At 72.0% G+C, this 16,994-nt stretch carries 17 protein-coding genes; 11 read left to right on the top strand and 6 right to left on the bottom strand.

The features are described 5' to 3' along the window. Window positions 1-2 precede the first annotated feature (2 nt). Window positions 3-587, bottom strand: a complete 585-nt coding sequence (locus ACFY01_RS39345) for a TIGR03086 family metal-binding protein (protein ID WP_390740586.1) — start codon at window positions 585-587, stop codon at window positions 3-5. 117 nt (window positions 588-704) lie between these two features. On the opposite strand from ACFY01_RS39345, the gene ACFY01_RS39340 reads away from it, so the two are divergent. Beyond that, window positions 705-1,661 (top strand): helix-turn-helix transcriptional regulator, encoded by a 957-nt coding sequence (locus ACFY01_RS39340; RefSeq protein WP_390740585.1) that lies wholly within the window; start codon window positions 705-707, stop codon window positions 1,659-1,661. 161 nt (window positions 1,662-1,822) lie between these two features. Beyond that, window positions 1,823-2,194, top strand: coding sequence for a hypothetical protein (locus ACFY01_RS39335; protein WP_390740584.1), 372 nt, complete (start codon window positions 1,823-1,825; stop codon window positions 2,192-2,194). A gap of 86 nt (window positions 2,195-2,280) precedes the next feature. Here ACFY01_RS39335 and ACFY01_RS39330 read toward each other — a convergent pair whose 3' ends face one another. After that, on the bottom strand, window positions 2,281-2,925 hold the full coding sequence (locus ACFY01_RS39330) for a TetR family transcriptional regulator (RefSeq protein WP_390740583.1): 645 nt from the start codon (window positions 2,923-2,925) through the stop codon (window positions 2,281-2,283). Window positions 2,926-3,079: 154 nt separating this feature from the next. Here ACFY01_RS39330 and ACFY01_RS39325 point away from each other — a divergent pair, with 154 nt between their 5' ends. The 3 genes from ACFY01_RS39325 (at window position 3,080) to ACFY01_RS39315 (ending at window position 4,860) form a co-directional block, all read left to right on the top strand. Beyond that, window positions 3,080-3,247 (top strand): hypothetical protein, encoded by a 168-nt coding sequence (locus ACFY01_RS39325; RefSeq protein WP_390740582.1) that lies wholly within the window; start codon window positions 3,080-3,082, stop codon window positions 3,245-3,247. 74 nt (window positions 3,248-3,321) lie between these two features. Further along, window positions 3,322-3,588 (top strand): DUF4190 domain-containing protein, encoded by a 267-nt coding sequence (locus ACFY01_RS39320; protein WP_390740581.1) that lies wholly within the window; start codon window positions 3,322-3,324, stop codon window positions 3,586-3,588. Between the two features lie 108 nt (window positions 3,589-3,696). Beyond that, complete coding sequence (locus tag ACFY01_RS39315; protein ID WP_390740580.1) at window positions 3,697-4,860, top strand: cysteine desulfurase family protein; 1,164 nt, start codon at window positions 3,697-3,699, stop codon at window positions 4,858-4,860. A 1-nt stretch (window position 4,861) separates the two neighbouring features. Here the strand turns inward: ACFY01_RS39315 and ACFY01_RS39310 are convergent, their stop codons facing one another. Together ACFY01_RS39310 and ACFY01_RS39305 are read right to left on the bottom strand one after the other, a co-directional pair. Beyond that, a complete protein-coding gene (locus ACFY01_RS39310) occupies window positions 4,862-6,538 on the bottom strand; it encodes a multicopper oxidase family protein (protein WP_390740579.1) in 1,677 nt (558 codons plus the stop codon). A 213-nt stretch (window positions 6,539-6,751) separates the two neighbouring features. Then, the gene (locus tag ACFY01_RS39305) at window positions 6,752-7,414 is read right to left on the bottom strand and encodes an N-acetylmuramoyl-L-alanine amidase (protein WP_390740578.1); all 663 of its coding nucleotides are present in this window, start codon (window positions 7,412-7,414) and stop codon (window positions 6,752-6,754) included. 60 nt (window positions 7,415-7,474) lie between these two features. Between ACFY01_RS39305 and mnmA the strand changes: the two genes are divergently transcribed. Further along, window positions 7,475-8,605, top strand: a complete 1,131-nt coding sequence (gene mnmA / locus ACFY01_RS39300; protein WP_390740577.1) for a tRNA 2-thiouridine(34) synthase MnmA — start codon at window positions 7,475-7,477, stop codon at window positions 8,603-8,605. A 9-nt stretch (window positions 8,606-8,614) separates the two neighbouring features. Here mnmA and ACFY01_RS39295 read toward each other — a convergent pair whose 3' ends face one another. Beyond that, window positions 8,615-9,394 (bottom strand): alpha/beta fold hydrolase, encoded by a 780-nt coding sequence (locus ACFY01_RS39295; RefSeq protein ID WP_390740576.1) that lies wholly within the window; start codon window positions 9,392-9,394, stop codon window positions 8,615-8,617. Between the two features lie 37 nt (window positions 9,395-9,431). Continuing rightward, a complete protein-coding gene (locus tag ACFY01_RS39290) occupies window positions 9,432-9,755 on the bottom strand; it encodes a DUF427 domain-containing protein (RefSeq protein ID WP_390740575.1) in 324 nt (107 codons plus the stop codon). Window positions 9,756-9,809: 54 nt separating this feature from the next. Here ACFY01_RS39290 and ACFY01_RS39285 point away from each other — a divergent pair, with 54 nt between their 5' ends. The 5 genes from ACFY01_RS39285 to ACFY01_RS39265 all read left to right on the top strand — a co-directional run bounded on the left by ACFY01_RS39285 (window position 9,810) and on the right by ACFY01_RS39265 (window position 16,974). Then, window positions 9,810-10,349: a TIGR00730 family Rossman fold protein gene (locus ACFY01_RS39285; protein WP_390740574.1), complete on the top strand. Its 540-nt coding sequence runs from the start codon at window positions 9,810-9,812 to the stop codon at window positions 10,347-10,349. 26 nt (window positions 10,350-10,375) lie between these two features. Next, the gene (locus ACFY01_RS39280) at window positions 10,376-11,065 is read left to right on the top strand and encodes an SDR family oxidoreductase (protein WP_390740573.1); all 690 of its coding nucleotides are present in this window, start codon (window positions 10,376-10,378) and stop codon (window positions 11,063-11,065) included. A 199-nt stretch (window positions 11,066-11,264) separates the two neighbouring features. Next, the gene (locus ACFY01_RS39275; RefSeq protein ID WP_390740572.1) at window positions 11,265-12,266 is read left to right on the top strand and encodes a methionine synthase; all 1,002 of its coding nucleotides are present in this window, start codon (window positions 11,265-11,267) and stop codon (window positions 12,264-12,266) included. A gap of 15 nt (window positions 12,267-12,281) precedes the next feature. Further along, window positions 12,282-14,477, top strand: a complete 2,196-nt coding sequence (gene ligA / locus ACFY01_RS39270; protein ID WP_390740571.1) for an NAD-dependent DNA ligase LigA — start codon at window positions 12,282-12,284, stop codon at window positions 14,475-14,477. A 259-nt stretch (window positions 14,478-14,736) separates the two neighbouring features. After that, window positions 14,737-16,974, top strand: coding sequence for a putative bifunctional diguanylate cyclase/phosphodiesterase (locus ACFY01_RS39265; RefSeq protein WP_390740570.1), 2,238 nt, complete (start codon window positions 14,737-14,739; stop codon window positions 16,972-16,974). The last annotated feature ends 20 nt before the right edge of the window (window positions 16,975-16,994 follow it).

The following is a 16,994-nucleotide window of genomic DNA, read 5'->3' as shown; positions in this document are numbered from 1 at the left end:
GGTCACGCCCCCAGCGGGGCGCGCCCCAGCCAGGCCGCCAAGCGGGTGTAGGCGTCGGCCCCTTCGGGGGCCTCGATCACGTCGCCGAAGGGGGTGTCCGCGTCGCGCCGCGGGTCGGGCAGGACGCGGCGGGCCGTGGTGAGCGCGAACTCGGCGAGTTCCGGGTCGAGTTCGTGCGGGTGGCCGATGGACTCGGCCAGGTCCCAGGTGTGCGTCACCAGTTCCATGACGTAGCCCGACAGTGCGGCGTGGCCGGGGACCTCACCCCACGGGACGCGGACCGGTGCCGTCATCCGCTCGTCGCTCTCCCAGGCCTTGAGGGCCCGGGTGCGCGCCTCGTCGTACACCGCCGCCCACTCGGCGTCCTCGACACCGTCGGCGAACGGGTGCACCGCGAGCCCGTCACCGCCCTCGCCGACCACCGCGATCCGTCGGGTGCCGCCGACGGTGTGGCTGAGCAGCGTGCGTACGTCGAACTCGGCGCAGGGGGTGGGGCCGGACAGCTGCTCGGGCCGCACGGTCTTGATGAGGGCCGCCGCCTGCTCCGTCGCGCGGGCGTACAGGGGACGGGGGTCGATGATGTCCATGGGATGCCTCTCCTTGAGCCGTCGAGCCGTCGATTCGTCGGGGCGAGCATCGCCGGATAACCTGACATCCGCCGTCAACATTTGCCGCGGGATCTCCGACGGCGCGATCCTGGCCGGGTGAAGTCCGACCGCCTGCTGTCCATCCTGCTGCTCCTCCAGACCCGGGGCCGGGTCCCGGCGCACGAACTCGCCCAGCGGCTCGAGGTGTCGGTGCGCACCATCTACCGCGACGTCGAGGCGCTGTCCGCCTCCGGCGTCCCGGTGTACGCCGAACGCGGGCGGCACGGCGGCATCGAGCTCCTCGCCGGCTTCCGTACGGACGTCACCGGTCTCACCGCCGACGAGTCCCGCGCCCTGTTCATCCTGGCCGCCCAGGGCGCGCACGCCGCCCTCGGACTGGACGCGGCCCTCGGCTCGGCGCTGCGCAAGGTGATGGCGGCCCTGCCCGCGCCGCACAGGCCGGCCGCCGAGGTGACCAGCCGCCGGATCCTGGTCGACGCCACCCGCTGGAAGAGCGGGCCGCGACGGGCCGTCGACCTGGAGACGCTTCAGGACGCGGTGTTCGCCGACCGGCGCCTGCGGCTGCGCTACCGGCACAGCGGGGAGCGGGAGCCGCACACGTACACCGTGGACCCCTACGGCCTGGTCGCCAAGGCGGGCATCTGGTACCTGGTCGCCGACCGGCGGGGCGGCCCGCGCCTGTTCCGCGCCGACCGGGTGCGATCCGCCCGGGTCCTGGACGCCCCCGTGCGCCGCCGGCCCGGCGTCGAACTCGCCGACGTCTGGGAGGCGCTGCGGCAGCAGGTCGAGGAGACACCGGGGGGCGTGGAGGTCACCGTACGGGTGCGCCGGGAGCGGCTCGACATGTTCGTCCGGATCACGGCCTCCCTGCTGTCCGAACTCCCGGACGACGCCGCCGAGGACGAGTGGGTGACCGCCCGGCTCACCTGTCCGTCCGTCCGCGCGGCCCGCCAACTGCTCGCGTTCGCCGACGGGGTGGAGGTCCTCGCGCCGCCCGAGGCGCGTGCCGACCTGCTGGCCGCGGCGCGTTCCGTCACGGAGCTGTACCAGTGAGTAAGCCCGGGCCGCGGCCGAAAGCCCAGGTGGAAGCGGGTACTTGGGGCTGCCTTTACCCGGTGGACAGGGCGGTCACAGGAAGGACCCAAGAACGCCCTAAGCGCCGTTGATTGAGTGCCCGCCTCAGGACTTCCTCACCCTTTCTGGAGCTGGCTCTCATGAAGCGTGCACGCCTCGTCCCGGCCGTCGCCCTGCTCGCGCTCTCCCCGCTGCTGCTGACCGCGTGCGGCTCGGGCGACTCCTCGTCCTCCGGCGGCGGCTCCGCCCAGCAGAGCTGCCAACCGCCGTCCGGCATGCCGACCGGGGGCGCGTCCGGCCGCCCGAGCGGCGCGCCGAGCGGCGCACCGTCCGGCGCCCCGTCGGGTGCGGCCTCGGGCAAGCCGACCGGAGCTCCCTCGGGAGCCCCCTCCGGCATGCCGAGCGGCGCGCCCGGCGGTGGCCAGGGAGGCCCCGGTGGCGGTCAGGGCGGCGGCTGCGGCGGCCCCGGCGGGGGACAGCCGGGGCAGGGGCAGCAGGCTCAGCAGGGCTGACGGGGGTTTCGTACCGCAGGGGCGGTGGGTCCGGGTGAACGGGCCCGCCGCCCCTTGGCGTTCACGCGGTCACGCGTTCGCGCGGGTCAGTCGTGCCAGTGGTGGCGGCCGACGCTGATCAGCCGCAGCTGCCGGGTCGCTAGCCGGGTGACGCGCTCCCGCGCCTCCTCGGCGGCGTCCGGCGTCTCCTGCGCCTCCTGTGCCTCCAGGAAGAGGGAGGCCGTGATGAGCATCTGGTCGACGTAGAGGTGCGCGAGCATCAGCAGATCGTCGTCGCTCCACCCCTCCGCCTCGGGATCCTTGGCCAGCTCGGCCTTGACCTCCTGGGCGAACCGGGCCAGTTGGGCCCGGATGGCCTCGCGCACCGGCTGGACCCCGCCGTGGCGCTCGCGGGCGATGAAGCGGACGTGCGCGGGGAACGCGTCGACGTGGTGCGCGATCAACTCGACGGCCCGCGCGATGCGTTCCTCGCTGTCGCCCGCCGAGGACACCGTCGTCCGCACCATCGGGTGCAGACTGCCCAGCGCCTCGTCGACCAGCGCCACCCCGAGGTCCGCCGTGGAGCGGAAGTGCCGGTAGAACGCGGTGGGCGCGACTCCGACGGCGCGGGTGACCTCGCGCAGGCCCAGGCTGCTCAGGCTCTGCTCCTCCAGCAGCCCCAACGCCGCGTCCAGGAGCGCCTGCCGGGTCTTCTGCTTCTGGGCCTGCCGGATCCCGAGGGTGTGACTCATGTCATCCAGTTAACAACTGTTCTCTGGAATTGAAAAGCCGTAGGGAGCGCTAGACTCATAAGTCAGTGAACAAGTGTAACCACAACTGTTCACCGAAGCTTCACGCGAGCACCTCGAAGCACCTCGGAGCACCTCGGAAAGGGGGACCCATCCCATGCTGTTCATCGTCGCGGCTCTCCTGCTGTTCGGCGTCGCCCTGGGCACCGTGGCCCACGCGCCGCTGACCTTCAGCGCCATCGCGGCCGTCGTCATCGCCGCCTGGCTCGGCGTCTTCGCGCTCCGCGAACGCCACGGCCGCCGGCGCGGCACGTCCGCCAACTGACCCGCACCCCACGCCGCACCGCCCCATCCCACCCGCCTTTGCCCGTCCGTCCGTTCCATTCGGAGCTGATCACCATGCAACTCACCGCACCGGTGACACGCCGTACCGCCGTCCGCGATGCCGACGGCATGGCCGTCGCGTCCTTCATCCTCGGCCTCCTCGGCCTCCTCGTCCTGAACCTGTTCCTCGGCCCCATCGCCATCGTTCTGGCCGGTGTGGCCCTGTGGCGGGGCACCGCCCGCCGTGGCCGCGCCCTGCTCGGCATGACCCTCGGCGTCGCCGACCTGCTGGTCCTGGTGGCGTTCATGCAGGTGGACAACACCGTGTCCTGGAGCTTCTAGGGAACTCCCGCGGCGCTCCCGGGACCTTGGCGAGCCGTACGAGCGCGTGGGATGCGGCCTGGACGAGCCGCGACCACCGCCGAGGGGCCCCGTAGAATCGGGCTCACCATGGCTTACCTCGACCACGCCGCGACCACCCCGATGCTCCCGGAGGCGGCAGAGGCACTGACCGCCCAGCTGAGCATCACCGGCAACGCGTCCTCCCTGCACGGATCCGGCCGCACGGCCCGCCGTACGGTCGAGGAATCCCGCGAGACCCTCGCGGACGCGCTGGGCGCCCGTCCGAGCGAGGTGGTCTTCACCTCCGGCGGCACCGAGGCCGACAACCTCGCCGTCAAGGGCCTGTACTGGGCCCGCCGTGACGCCGACCCGGCCCGCACCCGCGTACTGGCCAGCCCCGTCGAACACCACGCCGTCCTCGACGCCGTCCACTGGCTCGGCGAACACGAGGGCGCCACCGTCGAGTACCTCCCGGTCGACTCCTACGGCCGTGTCCACCCCGAGGTACTGCGCGAGGCCATCGCCCAAAACCCCGAGGACGTCGCCCTGGCCACCGTCATGTGGGCCAACAACGAGATCGGCACGGTCCTGCCGGTCCGTGAACTGGCCGACGTCGCACGCGAGTCCGGCATCCCCCTGCACGCCGACGCCGTCCAGGCCTTCGGCCAGGTCCCCGTCGACTTCGCCGCCTCCGGCCTCGCCGCGATGACCGTCTCCGGCCACAAGATCGGCGGCCCGTACGGCATCGGCGCCCTCGTCCTCGGCCGCGAGTGGTCCCCCGTACCCGTGCTGCACGGCGGCGGCCAGGAGCGCCACGTCCGCTCCGGCACCCTGGACGTCCCGGCCATCGCCTCCTTCGCGGTGGCCGGCCGCCTCGCCGCCGAGCAGCGCGAGTGGTTCGCCCGGGAGATCGGTGCCCTGCGCGACGCCCTGATCGAGGCGGTCCGCACCGCGGTGCCCGACGCGATCCTGGGCGGTGACCCGGTGGACCGCCTCCCGGCCAACGCCCACTTCACCTTCCCCGGCTGCGAGGGCGACTCCCTGCTGCTCCTGCTGGACGCGCAGGGCATCGAGTGCTCCACCGGCTCCGCCTGCACGGCCGGTGTCGCCCAGCCCAGCCATGTCCTGCTGGCCACCGGCACCGACCCGGACCTGGCCCGCGGCACCCTGCGCTTCTCCCTCGGCCACACCTCCACCGAGGCGGACGTCGAAGCGGTCGCGAAGGCGATCGGCCCCGCGGTGGAGCGTGCGCGCGCCGCGGGGCTGACCTGACCTAACCGTCCGTCGCGCTCGCGGAAGCCGACGCCGAGGCCGATGCCGATGCCGAAGCGCTCGGGCTGGCCGAGGCGGTGGAGTCGCTGCTGTCCGTACTGGTGGTGGACGAACCGTCATCCGTGATCATGAGGGACGCCATCATGCCCTCGTCCTCGTGCTGGAGCAGATGGCAGTGGAGCATGTACATGTACGTGTCGTCGGCGAAGTCGGTGAACTCCATGGCGATCTCGATGGACCCGCCGCCCACCACCTCGTAGGTGTCGTACCAGCCGAGTTCGACGCCGCTGGGGTCCTCGCCGTTGATGGAGACCAACTGGTACGGCACGTCATGCAGGTGGAAGGAGTGCTCCAGCTGCGTGCTGTTCTTGATCGTCCAGATCTCCTTGGACCCCAGGGTCGTGCTGATCATGGCCATGGAGGACATGGTGGTCCCGGCCGAGCCGTTGATCAGCATGGTGGCGCCGCTCTGGCCGAGCGTGATCGTGCGGGCGGTGAAGTCGCTGGTGTCGTACCGGTCGATGGTGTTCAGCGTGCTGGGCAGGTCGTCCGGGGTGTCGGTGCCGGAGGCGGTGACGGCGAGCACGTCGTAGGTGCCGCTGCCGCCGCGGACCCAGCCGGTGGTGACCACGGCCTGGAGGGTGACGTCGTCCGACAGGTCCATCACGAACTCGGCGCGGGCGCCCGCCACGAGCCGGATGGAGTCCACGGCGGCCGCCTCGGTCAGATAGCCCTGGTCGGTGGCGATCTGCGTCAGCGTGCCGCCGTCGCTGCGCTGGACGGTGATGATGTCCGACGGCGAGGCGTTCAGTACCCGGAACCGGGTGCGGGTCTTGGTGGCGGTGAAGGAGAGCGTGGTGTCGTCCACGTTCGTCCCGTTGAGCAGCAGCGGGAAGCTGAGGTTGTTCGTCAGGTAGCCGGTCAGGTTGTACTTGATGTCCCCGGAGCTGTCCGCGGCCAGGCTCTGGAAGATGAGCGGGATGTCGTCGGTGCCGTAGTCGCTGGGCAGCGCGGCGGAGGCGTCCGAGTCGTCCTCGACGATGATCATGCCGGCCAGGCCGTGCACGGCCTGCTCGGCCGTGGTGCCCAGGGCGTGCGGGTGGTACCAGAGGGTCTTGGCCTCGTCCTTCACCTCGAAGGTGGGGGCCCAGGTCTCCCCGTCCGCGAAGGCCACCTGGGGGCCGCCGTCCATCTTGGCGGGGACGTGGGCGCCGTGAAAGTGAACCGTGGTGTCCGCGCCCAGGCTGTTGGTGATGTCGAGCAGCACGGTGTCGCCCTTGGTCCACTTCATGGTGGGGCCGAGGAAGGACTGGTTGTAGCCCATCGTGTCGCTGGTGACGCCGGACAGCACCTCGGCGGTGCCGGTCTGCGCCTCCAGCGTGAACGTGGTCGTGCCGTCCGAGGTGGTGCCCTCCAGGAGGTCCGGGACGGTGAGCGTGCCGGACGCCGCGGACGCCTTGTCGCTTCCGTTGCTCAGGAACGCGAAGGTCGCACCGGCCGCCCCGACCGCGGCCAGGCCGACCCCGGCCATCCCGCCGAGGAACTTCCGCCGGTGCAGACCCTTGCCGGCCTTGGCCCTGCTGCCCTTGGTGTGCTCCCGCTTGGTGTGCCCGCGCTTGACGTGGGTGCCGTTGTCGCTTCCGCCCGCAGTGGTGTCGGGCTCGGTGATGTCAGCCATGGCCCCGGATGTTTGACGTATGGACTATGTAAGGACTGAGCCGAAGCTGGGGGGAAGCCGCGCGGGCTGTGAGGCCGCCGTGAGCCGTGCGCTCTCTCGACTCCCTTGAATGAAAGCCACGTTGATGTGCGGCAGGTCACATCCACAGTGGGGGACGTATCGGACGCGTACGACGCGGAGCCACCTCACAGCGTGCGCGGCTTGTGAGGTGGGTCACACTTGCCGTCGTATCAGTCCCAGGTACCGGTCCCAGTCCCAGAACCGGCCGGGATCCGTGTGGTCCGTCCCCGGCACCTCCACGTGCCCGATGATGTGCTCCCGGTCCACGGGTATGCCGTACCGCCCGCAGATCGCGGCCGTCAGCCGCGCCGAGGTCGCGTACATCGCGTCCGTGAAGGAGGACGCGTGCTCCACGAACCCCTCGTGCTCGATGCCGACGCTCCGCTCGTTGTACTCCCGGTTCCCCGCGTGGAAGGCCACGTCCAGCTCGCGGATCAGCTGGGTCAGCCGCCCGTCCTTCCGCACGATGTAGTGCGCCGCCGCCTGGTGCGCCGGGTCCTGGAAGGCCTTGACCGCGCTCGCGTAGTCGCCCTGCGTGACATGGACGACCACCCGGTCCACGGGATAGTCGTCCGGCCGGTCCGCCCGCCGGTAGTTCGCCGGGGACGCCGCCACCCAGCGCGCCCCCCGGAAGTCCACCGCGCCCGCCACCCGCGACTTCTCCACCCCGGGCAGCCGCCACCACAGGTGCGAAAGCTCCTCGCGGGCGAGCGCGGCCGTGCCCGCGGCGGCCGCGAGCCCGCCGACGAGCAGGGCCCGCCGCCCCAGCCGCCGATCGGAATCGCCCCTCGCCGCACTCACCTCTGTCACCCCCATGTGATCGTCAACGGATATGCGGGACCTCCGGTTCCCACGCCCCCGTACCCTGGAGGGGCTATGACTGACACCCCGCAGCGCACCCGTCCCCTCCGCGTCCTCGCCGCCATGTCGGGCGGCGTGGACTCCGCCGTCGCCGCCGCCCGCGCGGCCGAGGCGGGCCACGACGTGACCGGCGTCCACCTCGCGCTCTCCGCGAACCCCCAGTCGTTCCGCACCGGAGCGCGGGGCTGCTGCACCATCGAGGACTCCCGCGACGCCCGCCGGGCCGCCGACGTCATCGGCATCCCGTTCTACGTCTGGGACCTCGCCGACCGCTTCCGCGAGGACGTGGTCGAGGACTTCGTCGCCGAGTACGAGGCCGGCCGCACCCCGAACCCGTGCCTGCGCTGCAACGAGAAGATCAAGTTCGCCGCGCTCCTGGACAAGGCGCTGGCCCTCGGTTTCGACGCGGTCTGCACCGGCCACTACGCCAAGGTGATCGTGGGCGAGGACGGCACGCGCGAACTGCACCGCGCCTCGGACATGGCCAAGGACCAGTCCTACGTCCTCGGTGTCCTCGACGACCGCCAGCTCGCCCACGCGCTCTTCCCCCTCGGTGACACGGTCACCACCAAGGACGAGATCCGCGCCGAGGCCGAGCGCCGGGGCCTGGCCGTGGCCAAGAAGCCCGACTCGCACGACATCTGCTTCATCGCCGACGGCGACACCCAGGGCTTCCTGGCCCGGCGCCTGGGCAAGGCCGAGGGCGACATCGTCGACGAGTCCGGCGCCAAGCTCGGCACGCACGAGGGCGCGTACGGCTTCACCATCGGCCAGCGCAAGGGCCTCAGGATCGGCATCCCGGCCCCCGACGGCAAACCGCGCTACGTGCTGGACATCTCCCCGGTGAACAACACCGTGACGGTCGGCCCGGCCGCCGCCCTGGACGTGACCGGCCTGACGGCGATCAAGCCGCGCTGGTGCGGCGCCGCCCCCACCGGACCGGGCACCTACACCGCCCAGCTGCGCGCCCACGGCGGCGAGACCGAGGTCACCGCCGAACTGGTCGACGGCTCCCTGGAGGTCCGGTTCACGGAGCCGGTCCGGGGCGTGGCCCCCGGTCAGGCGATCGTCCTGTACGACGGCACGCGCGTGGTGGGCTCGGCGACGATCTCGGAGACGGTACGGGCGACGGCCGGGGTGGCCTGAGCCCGCACCCTACGAGGTGAGGAACTCCGCCAGCACCGGCGCGAGCACGTCCGGGTCGACCATGTGCGTCTGGTCCTCCAGGACGCGGTACGTGCCGTGCGGGGCCGCCTCCGCGACCGTCCGGGTCGCCTCGCGCAGCCAGTCCGGGCTCGCGCCGCCCGCTACCGCCAGGAGGGGAACGGCGAGCGACGCGAGCCGGTCCCCCGGGACCAGGCCGTCGCCCATCACGGCGTCGTCATAGGCCAGGGTCGGCGCGATGGCCTCCATGTCGGCCCACATGGGGGACTGGCGGGCACCCTTGATCACGGCCTCGGCCAGGCCCGTGAGCCTCAGGAACAGTTCGACCGCGTCGCCGCGCCGGCCCTGCGCGAGTGCCTCGCCGAGGTTCCGGGTGTACTCGGCACGCTCCTTCGCGCCCCCCTCGTCGACGGCGAAGGGCGTCTCGTACACGGCCACCCGCCGCACCGGCAGCCCGCTCTGAGCCGCCCGCAGCGCCAGCGCACCGCCCGAGGACATGCCGTAGAGCGCCGCCTCGCCGCCCACCGCGTCGATCAGCGCCGCGATGTCCTCGACCTCGCGCTCCACGGCGTACGGCGCGGTGTCGCCGCTCTCGCCGCGGCCCCGGCGGTCGTACACGACGGCCTGGAAGCGGTCCGCGAGCCGCTGCGCCAGGGGCGCCATGGTGTGACCCGTGGACATCGCGCCGCTCACGAGGATCACCGCGGGACCCCGGCCGGTGGTTTCGTAGGCGATACGGGTGCCGTCGCCGGAAAGCGTCTCCTTGTCCATACCAGTGCAGATTGCCGCACGGTACGGAACTAGTCGGTCATGACACGTCGACTTCGTAGAAGCAAAGGTGGTCCTTGATCTGCGCCACGTCCGGCTTGGGATCGGGGTACGCCCACACGAGGTCGGGCGCGTCCGGCAGCGACCAATAGGAGGCCGTCCCCTTGAAGGGGCACTGGGTGTGGGTGTCGGAGGGCGTGAGGAGGTCCAGCCGGACATCCTCCGGGGGGATGTAGTACCGCACCGGACAGCCGGTCTCCCGCAGCACCAGGGGCCGGTCGGTCTCGGCGAGCACCTGCTCCCCGCGCACCACGCGTACGTGCTGCTCGCCCTGTTCGATGGTGATCGTGTGTCCATGGGCCATACCGGTAGAGCACCGGCGGGCCCCGCCTTCTTCCCTCCCTCGTACCCTGACCGCATGCGAATCTGCGTCTTCCTCTCCGCCGCCGACCTCGACGACCGCTACACCCGACCCGCGCGCGAGTTCGCCGAACTGCTCGGCAAGGCGGGGCACACGCTGGTGTGGGGCGGTTCGAACGTGGGCCTCATGAAGGTGGTCGCCGACGGGGTGCAGCAGGCGGGCGGCCGGCTCGTCGGCGTCTCCGTCGGCTTCCTGGCGAACAAGGCGCGGCCCGGCGCCGACGAGATGGTGATCGCCCACGACCTGGCCGAGCGCAAGAGGCTGCTGCTGGAGAAGGCCGACGCCGTGGTGATCATGGTGGGCGGTACCGGGACGCTCGACGAGGCCACCGAGATCCTGGAGCTGAAGAAGCACGGCCGCACCGCCAAGCCGGTGGTGCTGCTGAACACGGCGGGCTTCTACGACGGGCTGAAGGAACAGTTCCACCGCATGGAGGCCGAGGGCTTCCTGCCCCGCCCGCTGGCCGAGCTGATGTTCTTCGCCGAGCAGCCGGCCGCCGCGCTGGCCTACCTGGAGGAGCACCAGGACGTCGCGTGAGCGGCGGGCGGTGCGAGCATGGCGGCATGGCTACTCATGTGATCACCGGGGCGGGTTCCGGCATCGGCGCGGCCGTGGCCCGCCTTCTGCACGCGCGCGGGGACGAACTCGTCCTGCACGCGCGCGACGCGGGCCGCGCGAAGGAACTGGCGGCCGAGTTCCCCGGCGCGAGGACGCTCGTGGGCGACCTCGCCGACCCGGACCGGCTGTCCTGGGCCTTCTCCCACCAGACGCTCCCCGAGCGGGTCGACTCCCTCCTCCACATCGCCGGAGTCGTCGACCTCGGCGAGGTGGGCGACCTGACCCCCAAGTCCTGGCGCCACCAGCTCAACGTCAACCTGATCGCCCCCGCCGAACTGACCCGCCACTTCCTGCCCCAGCTCCGCGCCGCCCGGGGCCACGTGGTGTTCGTCAACTCCGGCGCCGGCCTCGCCGCCCACGCCGGCTGGTCCGCCTATGCCGCCTCCAAGCACGGCCTCAAGGCCCTCGCCGACTCCCTCCGCCAGGAGGAGCACGGCAACGGCGTCCGCGTCACCTCGGTCTACCCCGGCCGCACGACCAGCCCCATGCAGGCCAAGGTCCACCAGCAGGAGGGCAAGGACTACGACCCGGATCAGTGGATCGCCCCCGAGTCGATCGCCACCACGATCCTCACCGCCCTGGACCTCCCCAGGGACGCGGAAATCAACGACCTGACAGTACGACCGGGCCGCTGAAGCTCCGGAACCAGGGGTGAGGCCTGCTCTTGTCAGCCCCTCTGGGGGAGTTTGAGGACGAGGCCGTTCAGGCCGATGGGGGGTCGAAGGGGCGCAGCTCCCTGGCGGGGTCGAAGGGGCGGAGCCCCTGGGGACGGGAAGGGTAGGGGTGGCGGGGGCGAGACAACCAAGGGCCGCCCCACCTACGTAGGCTTCACCCGTGACCGACACCCCACCCTTCGGCCCCGCCACCGCCATCGGCTCCCTCCCCGGCACCGACGCCCGGGAAGCCGCCAGAACAGCCACCGGCAGCTTCGAGGACTTCCCCTTCCTCCCCGAGCTCCCCGCCCGCGGCCCCGGCGCCGACATGATCGGCCGCACCGCCGGAATGCTCGTCGAGCTGTACGCGCGCGTGGAGCCCAGCGGCTGGCGGATCGGCGACCGGCCGGGCCGGGACACCAAGCGGGCCCGCTCCTGGCTGGGAGAGGACCTGGACGCGCTCGAGGAGTTCACGCAGGACTACGAGGGCCCGCTGAAGGTGCAGGCCGTCGGCCCCTGGACGCTCGCCGCCGCCCTGGAACTGAGGAACGGCGAGGTCGCCCTCTCCGACCCCGGCGCCTGCCGCGACCTCGCCGCCTCCCTCGCCGAGGGCCTGCGCCAGCACCTCGCCGAGGTCCGGCGCAGGATCCCCGGCGCCCAGCTCGTGCTCCAGCTCGACGAGCCCTCCCTCACCGCCGTCCTGCGCGGTCAGGTGAAGTCCGCCAGCGGCTACCGCACCCACCGCGCCGTCGACCGGCAGATCGTCGAGGCCACCCTCCGGGACCTGGTCGGCGTGCACGCGCCAGGCCCCGTCGTGGTCCACACCTGCGCCCCCGACGTGCCCTTCGCCCTGCTGCGCCGGGCGGGCGCGGCCGGGGTCTCCTTCGACTTCTCGCTTCTCACCGAGCGTGACGACGACGCGATCGGCGAGGCGGTGGAGGGCGGCACCCGGCTGCTGACCGGAGTCGTGCCCGGCACGGACGGTCCATTGTCAGACCCTGCCGGTAGCGTCATGGGTGTCAGAACGTTGTGGCGCAGGCTGGGACTGCATCCGGGGCTGCTCGCCCGGGCGGTGACGGTCACCCCGGCGTGCGGACTCGCGGGCGCTTCCCCGGAGTACGCGCGCCGGGCGCTCGCCCACTGCGTCCAGGCGGCGAGATCCCTCGCGGACAACCCAGAGTAACGGGAGGACAACACGGTGGCCGGCGACAAGCAGCAGGCGGAGACGGCAGTGCCCGCCGAGGCACGGGAGAAGCACGCGCAGCTCGCTGAGCAGATCGAGGAGCACCGCTTCCGGTACTACGTGAAGGACGCTCCCGTCATCAGCGACGCCGAGTTCGACGGGCTCCTGAAGACTCTGGAGGCGCTGGAGGAGGAGTATCCGGAGCTGCGCACGCCGGACTCGCCGACCCAGAAGGTCGCCGGGTCGTACCAGACGGAGTTCACGTCGGTCGAGCACCGCCAGCGGATGCTGTCCCTCGACAACACCTTCAACGACGACGACCTCGCCACCTGGGCCGACCGCATCGCCCGCGAGCTGGGCGACCAGGAGTACCACTTCCTGTGCGAGCTGAAGGTCGACGGCCTCGCCGTCAACCTCACCTACGAGCGGGGCCGCCTCACCCGCGCCGCCACCCGCGGCGACGGCCGCACCGGCGAGGACATCACCCCCAACGTCCGCACGATCGCGGAGATCCCGGACCGCCTGAAGGGCGACCGCGTCCCCGACCTGGTGGAGATCCGCGGTGAGGTCTACTTCCCGATGGAGCGCTTCGAGGAGCTCAACCGCCGCCTGGTCGCGGCCGGGGACAAGCCCTTCGCCAACCCCCGCAACGCGGCGGCCGGTTCGCTGCGCCAGAAGGACCCGCGGGTCACCGCCACCCGCCCCCTGCACATGGTGGTCCACGGCATCGGCGCGCTGGAGGGCTACGAGGGCCTCACCCGCCTCTCCCAGGCCTACGACCTGCTGGGGACCTGGGGCCTGCCCACCTCCCGGCACAACCGGGTGGTCGACGACCTCGACGGCGTACGGGAGTTCATCGCGTACTACGGCGAGAACCGCCACTCCGTGGAGCACGAGATCGACGGTGTGGTCGTCAAGCTCGACGAGATCCGCCTCCAGGGCCGCCTCGGTTCCACGGCCCGTGCCCCGCGCTGGGCGATCGCGTACAAGTACGCGCCGGAGGAGGTCAACACCAAACTCATCGACATCAAGGTGGGCGTCGGCCGCACCGGCCGGGTCACGCCGTACGCCCAGGTCGAGCCGGTCACGGTCGCCGGCAGCGAGGTCGAGTTCGCCACCCTGCACAACCAGGACGTCGTCAAGGCCAAGGGCGTCCTCATCGGCGACACCGTGGTGATCCGCAAGGCCGGTGACGTCATCCCGGAGATCCTCGGCCCGGTCGTCGACCTGCGCGACGGCACTGAGCGCGAGTTCGTGATGCCGGGCGAGTGCCCCGAGTGCGGTACGCCGCTGCGGGCCATGAAGGAGGGCGACATCGACCTCCGCTGCCCCAACGCCCGTACCTGCCCCGCCCAGTTGAGGGAACGCGTCTCCTATCTCGCGGGCCGGGAGTGCCTGGACATCGAGCACTTCGGCGGGGTGGCGGCGGCGGCGCTGACGCGCCCGCTGGAGCCGGCCGACCCGCCGCTGGTCGACGAGGGCGACCTGTTCGACCTGACGGTGGAGAAGCTGCTCCCCATCAAGGCGTACGTGCTCGACCCCGACAGCGGTCTGCCCAAGCGGGACCCCAAGACGGGCGAGGAGAAGGTCGTCACGGTCTTCGCCAACCAGAAGGGCGAGCCCAAGAAGAACACCCTCGCGCTGCTCCAGAACATCGAGGAGGCCAAGACACGTCCGCTGGCCCGCTTCCTGAACGGGCTTTCCATCCGCCATGTGGGGCCCGTGGCGGCCCAGGCCCTCGCGCGCGAGTTCCGCTCCGTCGACCGCATCGAACAGGCCACCGAGGAGGAGTTGGCGACCACCGACGGCGTCGGCCCCATCATCGCCGCGGCCCTGAAGGAGTGGTTCGCCGAGGACTGGCACCGCGAGATCGTCAGGAAGTGGAAGGCGGCTGGAGTCCCGCTGGAGGAGACCGGTTCCGGCGAGGACGAGGGACCGCGTCCGCTGGAGGGGCTCACGGTGGTCGTCACCGGCACGCTGGAGAACCACACGCGCGACGGCGCCAAGGAGGCGCTACAGAGCCGAGGCGCGAAGGTGACCGGTTCCGTATCGAAGAAGACGTCGTTCGTCGTCGTGGGTGACAACCCGGGATCGAAGTACGACAAGGCCATGCAGCTCAAGGTGCCGGTCCTGAACGAGGACGGTTTCGGCGTCCTGTTGGAACAGGGCCCCGAAGCGGCGGCCGAAGTCGCGCTTCCGACCGGAGAGTAGCGGTTGAAGGCCGCCCGAACGGCGCATATCAGATGCATACGGGTGGCCGGGGTGCATTCGGGCAACCGTCGACGACCGCTGCCCGTGGAAGCGTTCCGCGGCCTACTGTTGAGGGGTGCGCCTGCCGTGCCCAGCTGCGGTCGGGGCATCCCCCTGCCCGTGCGGAGCAAGGGGAAGGGCTTTCCAACGCGGAGCCGCTGAGGGTTGTCGGGCGTCGGGCCGCGTGGCGTGGGCACCGCCGGTTGTGAGAGGGACGGGAATGGAACCGACCGAGAGCGTCGCTCCGGACTCCCGGCTGCGCCTGCGCCGCATGGCGGACGCATGGCGGGCGAGCCGGTGGCCGGGGCGGACCGCGGAGCGCCCGGGCGCGCAGGGACGCGCCACCGGGCCGCCCACCGCCACGGACGCGCGCACCACCCCCCTACCGCTGGCCGTCGAGCCCGCCGCGCTGCCGGGCGCCGAACCCGAACGCCACCTGACCTGGCCCGCGCTGCACGCGGCCGTCGTGGCGGCCGCCGCCCTCGCCCTGGGCGCCGGTTTCCTCCGCGCGTTCACCGACCACCACGCGCTCTTCCCGTCCGGCACGGTCGGCTGGTCCCTGGCCGTGCTGACCGGTGTCATCGTCGGCCATCTGGTCATGCTCGGCCGCTCCCGCTGGTGGGGCGGCACCGGTTCCGGCGCCGCCCTCACCATCGCCGTCCTGCTGCTGTACGGCTGGGTGCCCGCCGGCATGGTCAGCCTCACCGTGGTCGTCCTGGTCGGCATAGCCCGCCGCCACCGCTGGCGCCAGGGACTGCTGCAAGGCGCCGTGGACATCCTCGGGATCGGCGCGGGCGCCCTGGTACTGGGCGCCTTCGGCCGCGTACCCACCGTCGAGCGGCCCTGGAACCCCGAGAACTGGACCGTCACCACCGCCCCCGAGGTCGTTCTCGTCGCCGTCGCCTACCTCGGCGTCACCCGCATCCTGCTGTGGTACCTGCACGCCCCGCGCGGCGGTCTGCCCACCGTCGCCCGCACCGCCCTGGTCCGGCACGGCCTGGTCGCCGTGGCACTGCTCGGCATCGCCCCGCTGGTCTGCGTGGTCGCCGTCGCCCAGCCGCTGCTGCTCCCGCTGTTCGCCATCCCGCTCATCGCGCTCGACTCCACCCTGTGGATAGCCCGGGCCCGGGCGGAGGAGCAGCTGCGCGATCCACTGACCGGGCTGCCCAACCGGCAGTGGCTCCTGGAGCGGATCTGGACGGCCCTCGACGACGCCGAGCGCATCGGCGCCCGCGCCGCCCTCATGCTGATCGACCTGGACCGCTTCCGGTCGGTGAACGACACCCTCGGTCATCTCGCCGGTGACCGGCTGCTGTTGCAGATAGCGGACCGCCTGCGCCTGGCGCTGCCGCGTGGCGCGGAGGCCGCCCGGCTGGGCGGCGACGAGTTCGCCGTGTTACTGCCCGTCGCCGACTCCACCACGTCGGCGACCCGGGTCGCCCGCGGCCTCGTCACCGCCCTCAGCTCCCCGCTCGACCTCGACGGGCTCACCCTCGTCCTGGAGGCCAGTGCGGGCGTCGCCGTCTTCCCCGACCACGCCCTGGACGCCGAAGGGCTGCTGCGCCGCGCGGACGTGGCGATGTACCAGGCGAAGCGGGACCGTACGGGCGTCGAGGTCTACGAGTCCAAGCGGGACTCCAACACGCCCGACCGGCTGGGCCTGCTGGGCGACCTGCGCCGGGCCCTGGACGCGCACGAGGTCCAGTTGCACTACCAGCCCAAGGTCCGCTTCGACGGCCAGGTGGCCGGACTGGAGGCGCTGGTCCGCTGGGTGCACCCGGAGCGCGGGAAGGTGCCGCCGGACGAGTTCATAGCGATCGCCGAGTCCTCTGGGCTGATGCCCCATCTGACGGAGTACGTACTGGAGACCGCCCTCGGCCAGGTCGCCGAGTGGCGCGCGCAGGGCCTGTGCGTGCCGGTGGCCGTCAACGTCTCCCCGCGCGACGTGCACACCCCCGGCTTCGCGGGCTCGGTGGCCGCGCGGCTGGCCCGGCACGGAGTGCCCGCGGGAGCGCTCCAACTGGAGATAACGGAACACGTGCTGCTGGAGGACCCGCAGCGGGCCGCCGACACCCTCGCCGGACTGACCGGGCACGGCGTGAAGATGTCCCTGGACGACTTCGGCACCGGGTACTCCTCGCTGGTCCATCTGCGCCGGCTGCCGGTCAGCGAGCTGAAGATCGACCGCTCGTTCGTGGCCCGGCTGGCCGTCGACGCGCAGGACGCGGCGATCGTCCGCTGCACGGTCGACCTCGCCCACTCCCTCGGCCTGCTCGTCGTCGCCGAGGGCGTCGAGGACGACGAGACCTGGGAACGCCTGCGGGACCTCGGCTGCGACGCCGTCCAGGGATGGCTGGTGGCCGCCGCGATGCCCCCGGAGGAGACCACCGCCTGGCTGCTGGCCCGCGGACCGCGTGGGTGGCAGCGGCCACGGGCGGCTCTGCCGGCTGCCGAGTGATCCTCGTCTGAAGCGGTTCG

This window comes from Streptomyces sp. NPDC001480, assembly GCF_042894725.1.
Lineage (GTDB): Bacteria > Actinomycetota > Actinomycetes > Streptomycetales > Streptomycetaceae > Streptomyces.
Note: the sequence above shows the minus strand (reverse complement) of the source record. Positions and strands in the feature narration are given on the sequence as shown.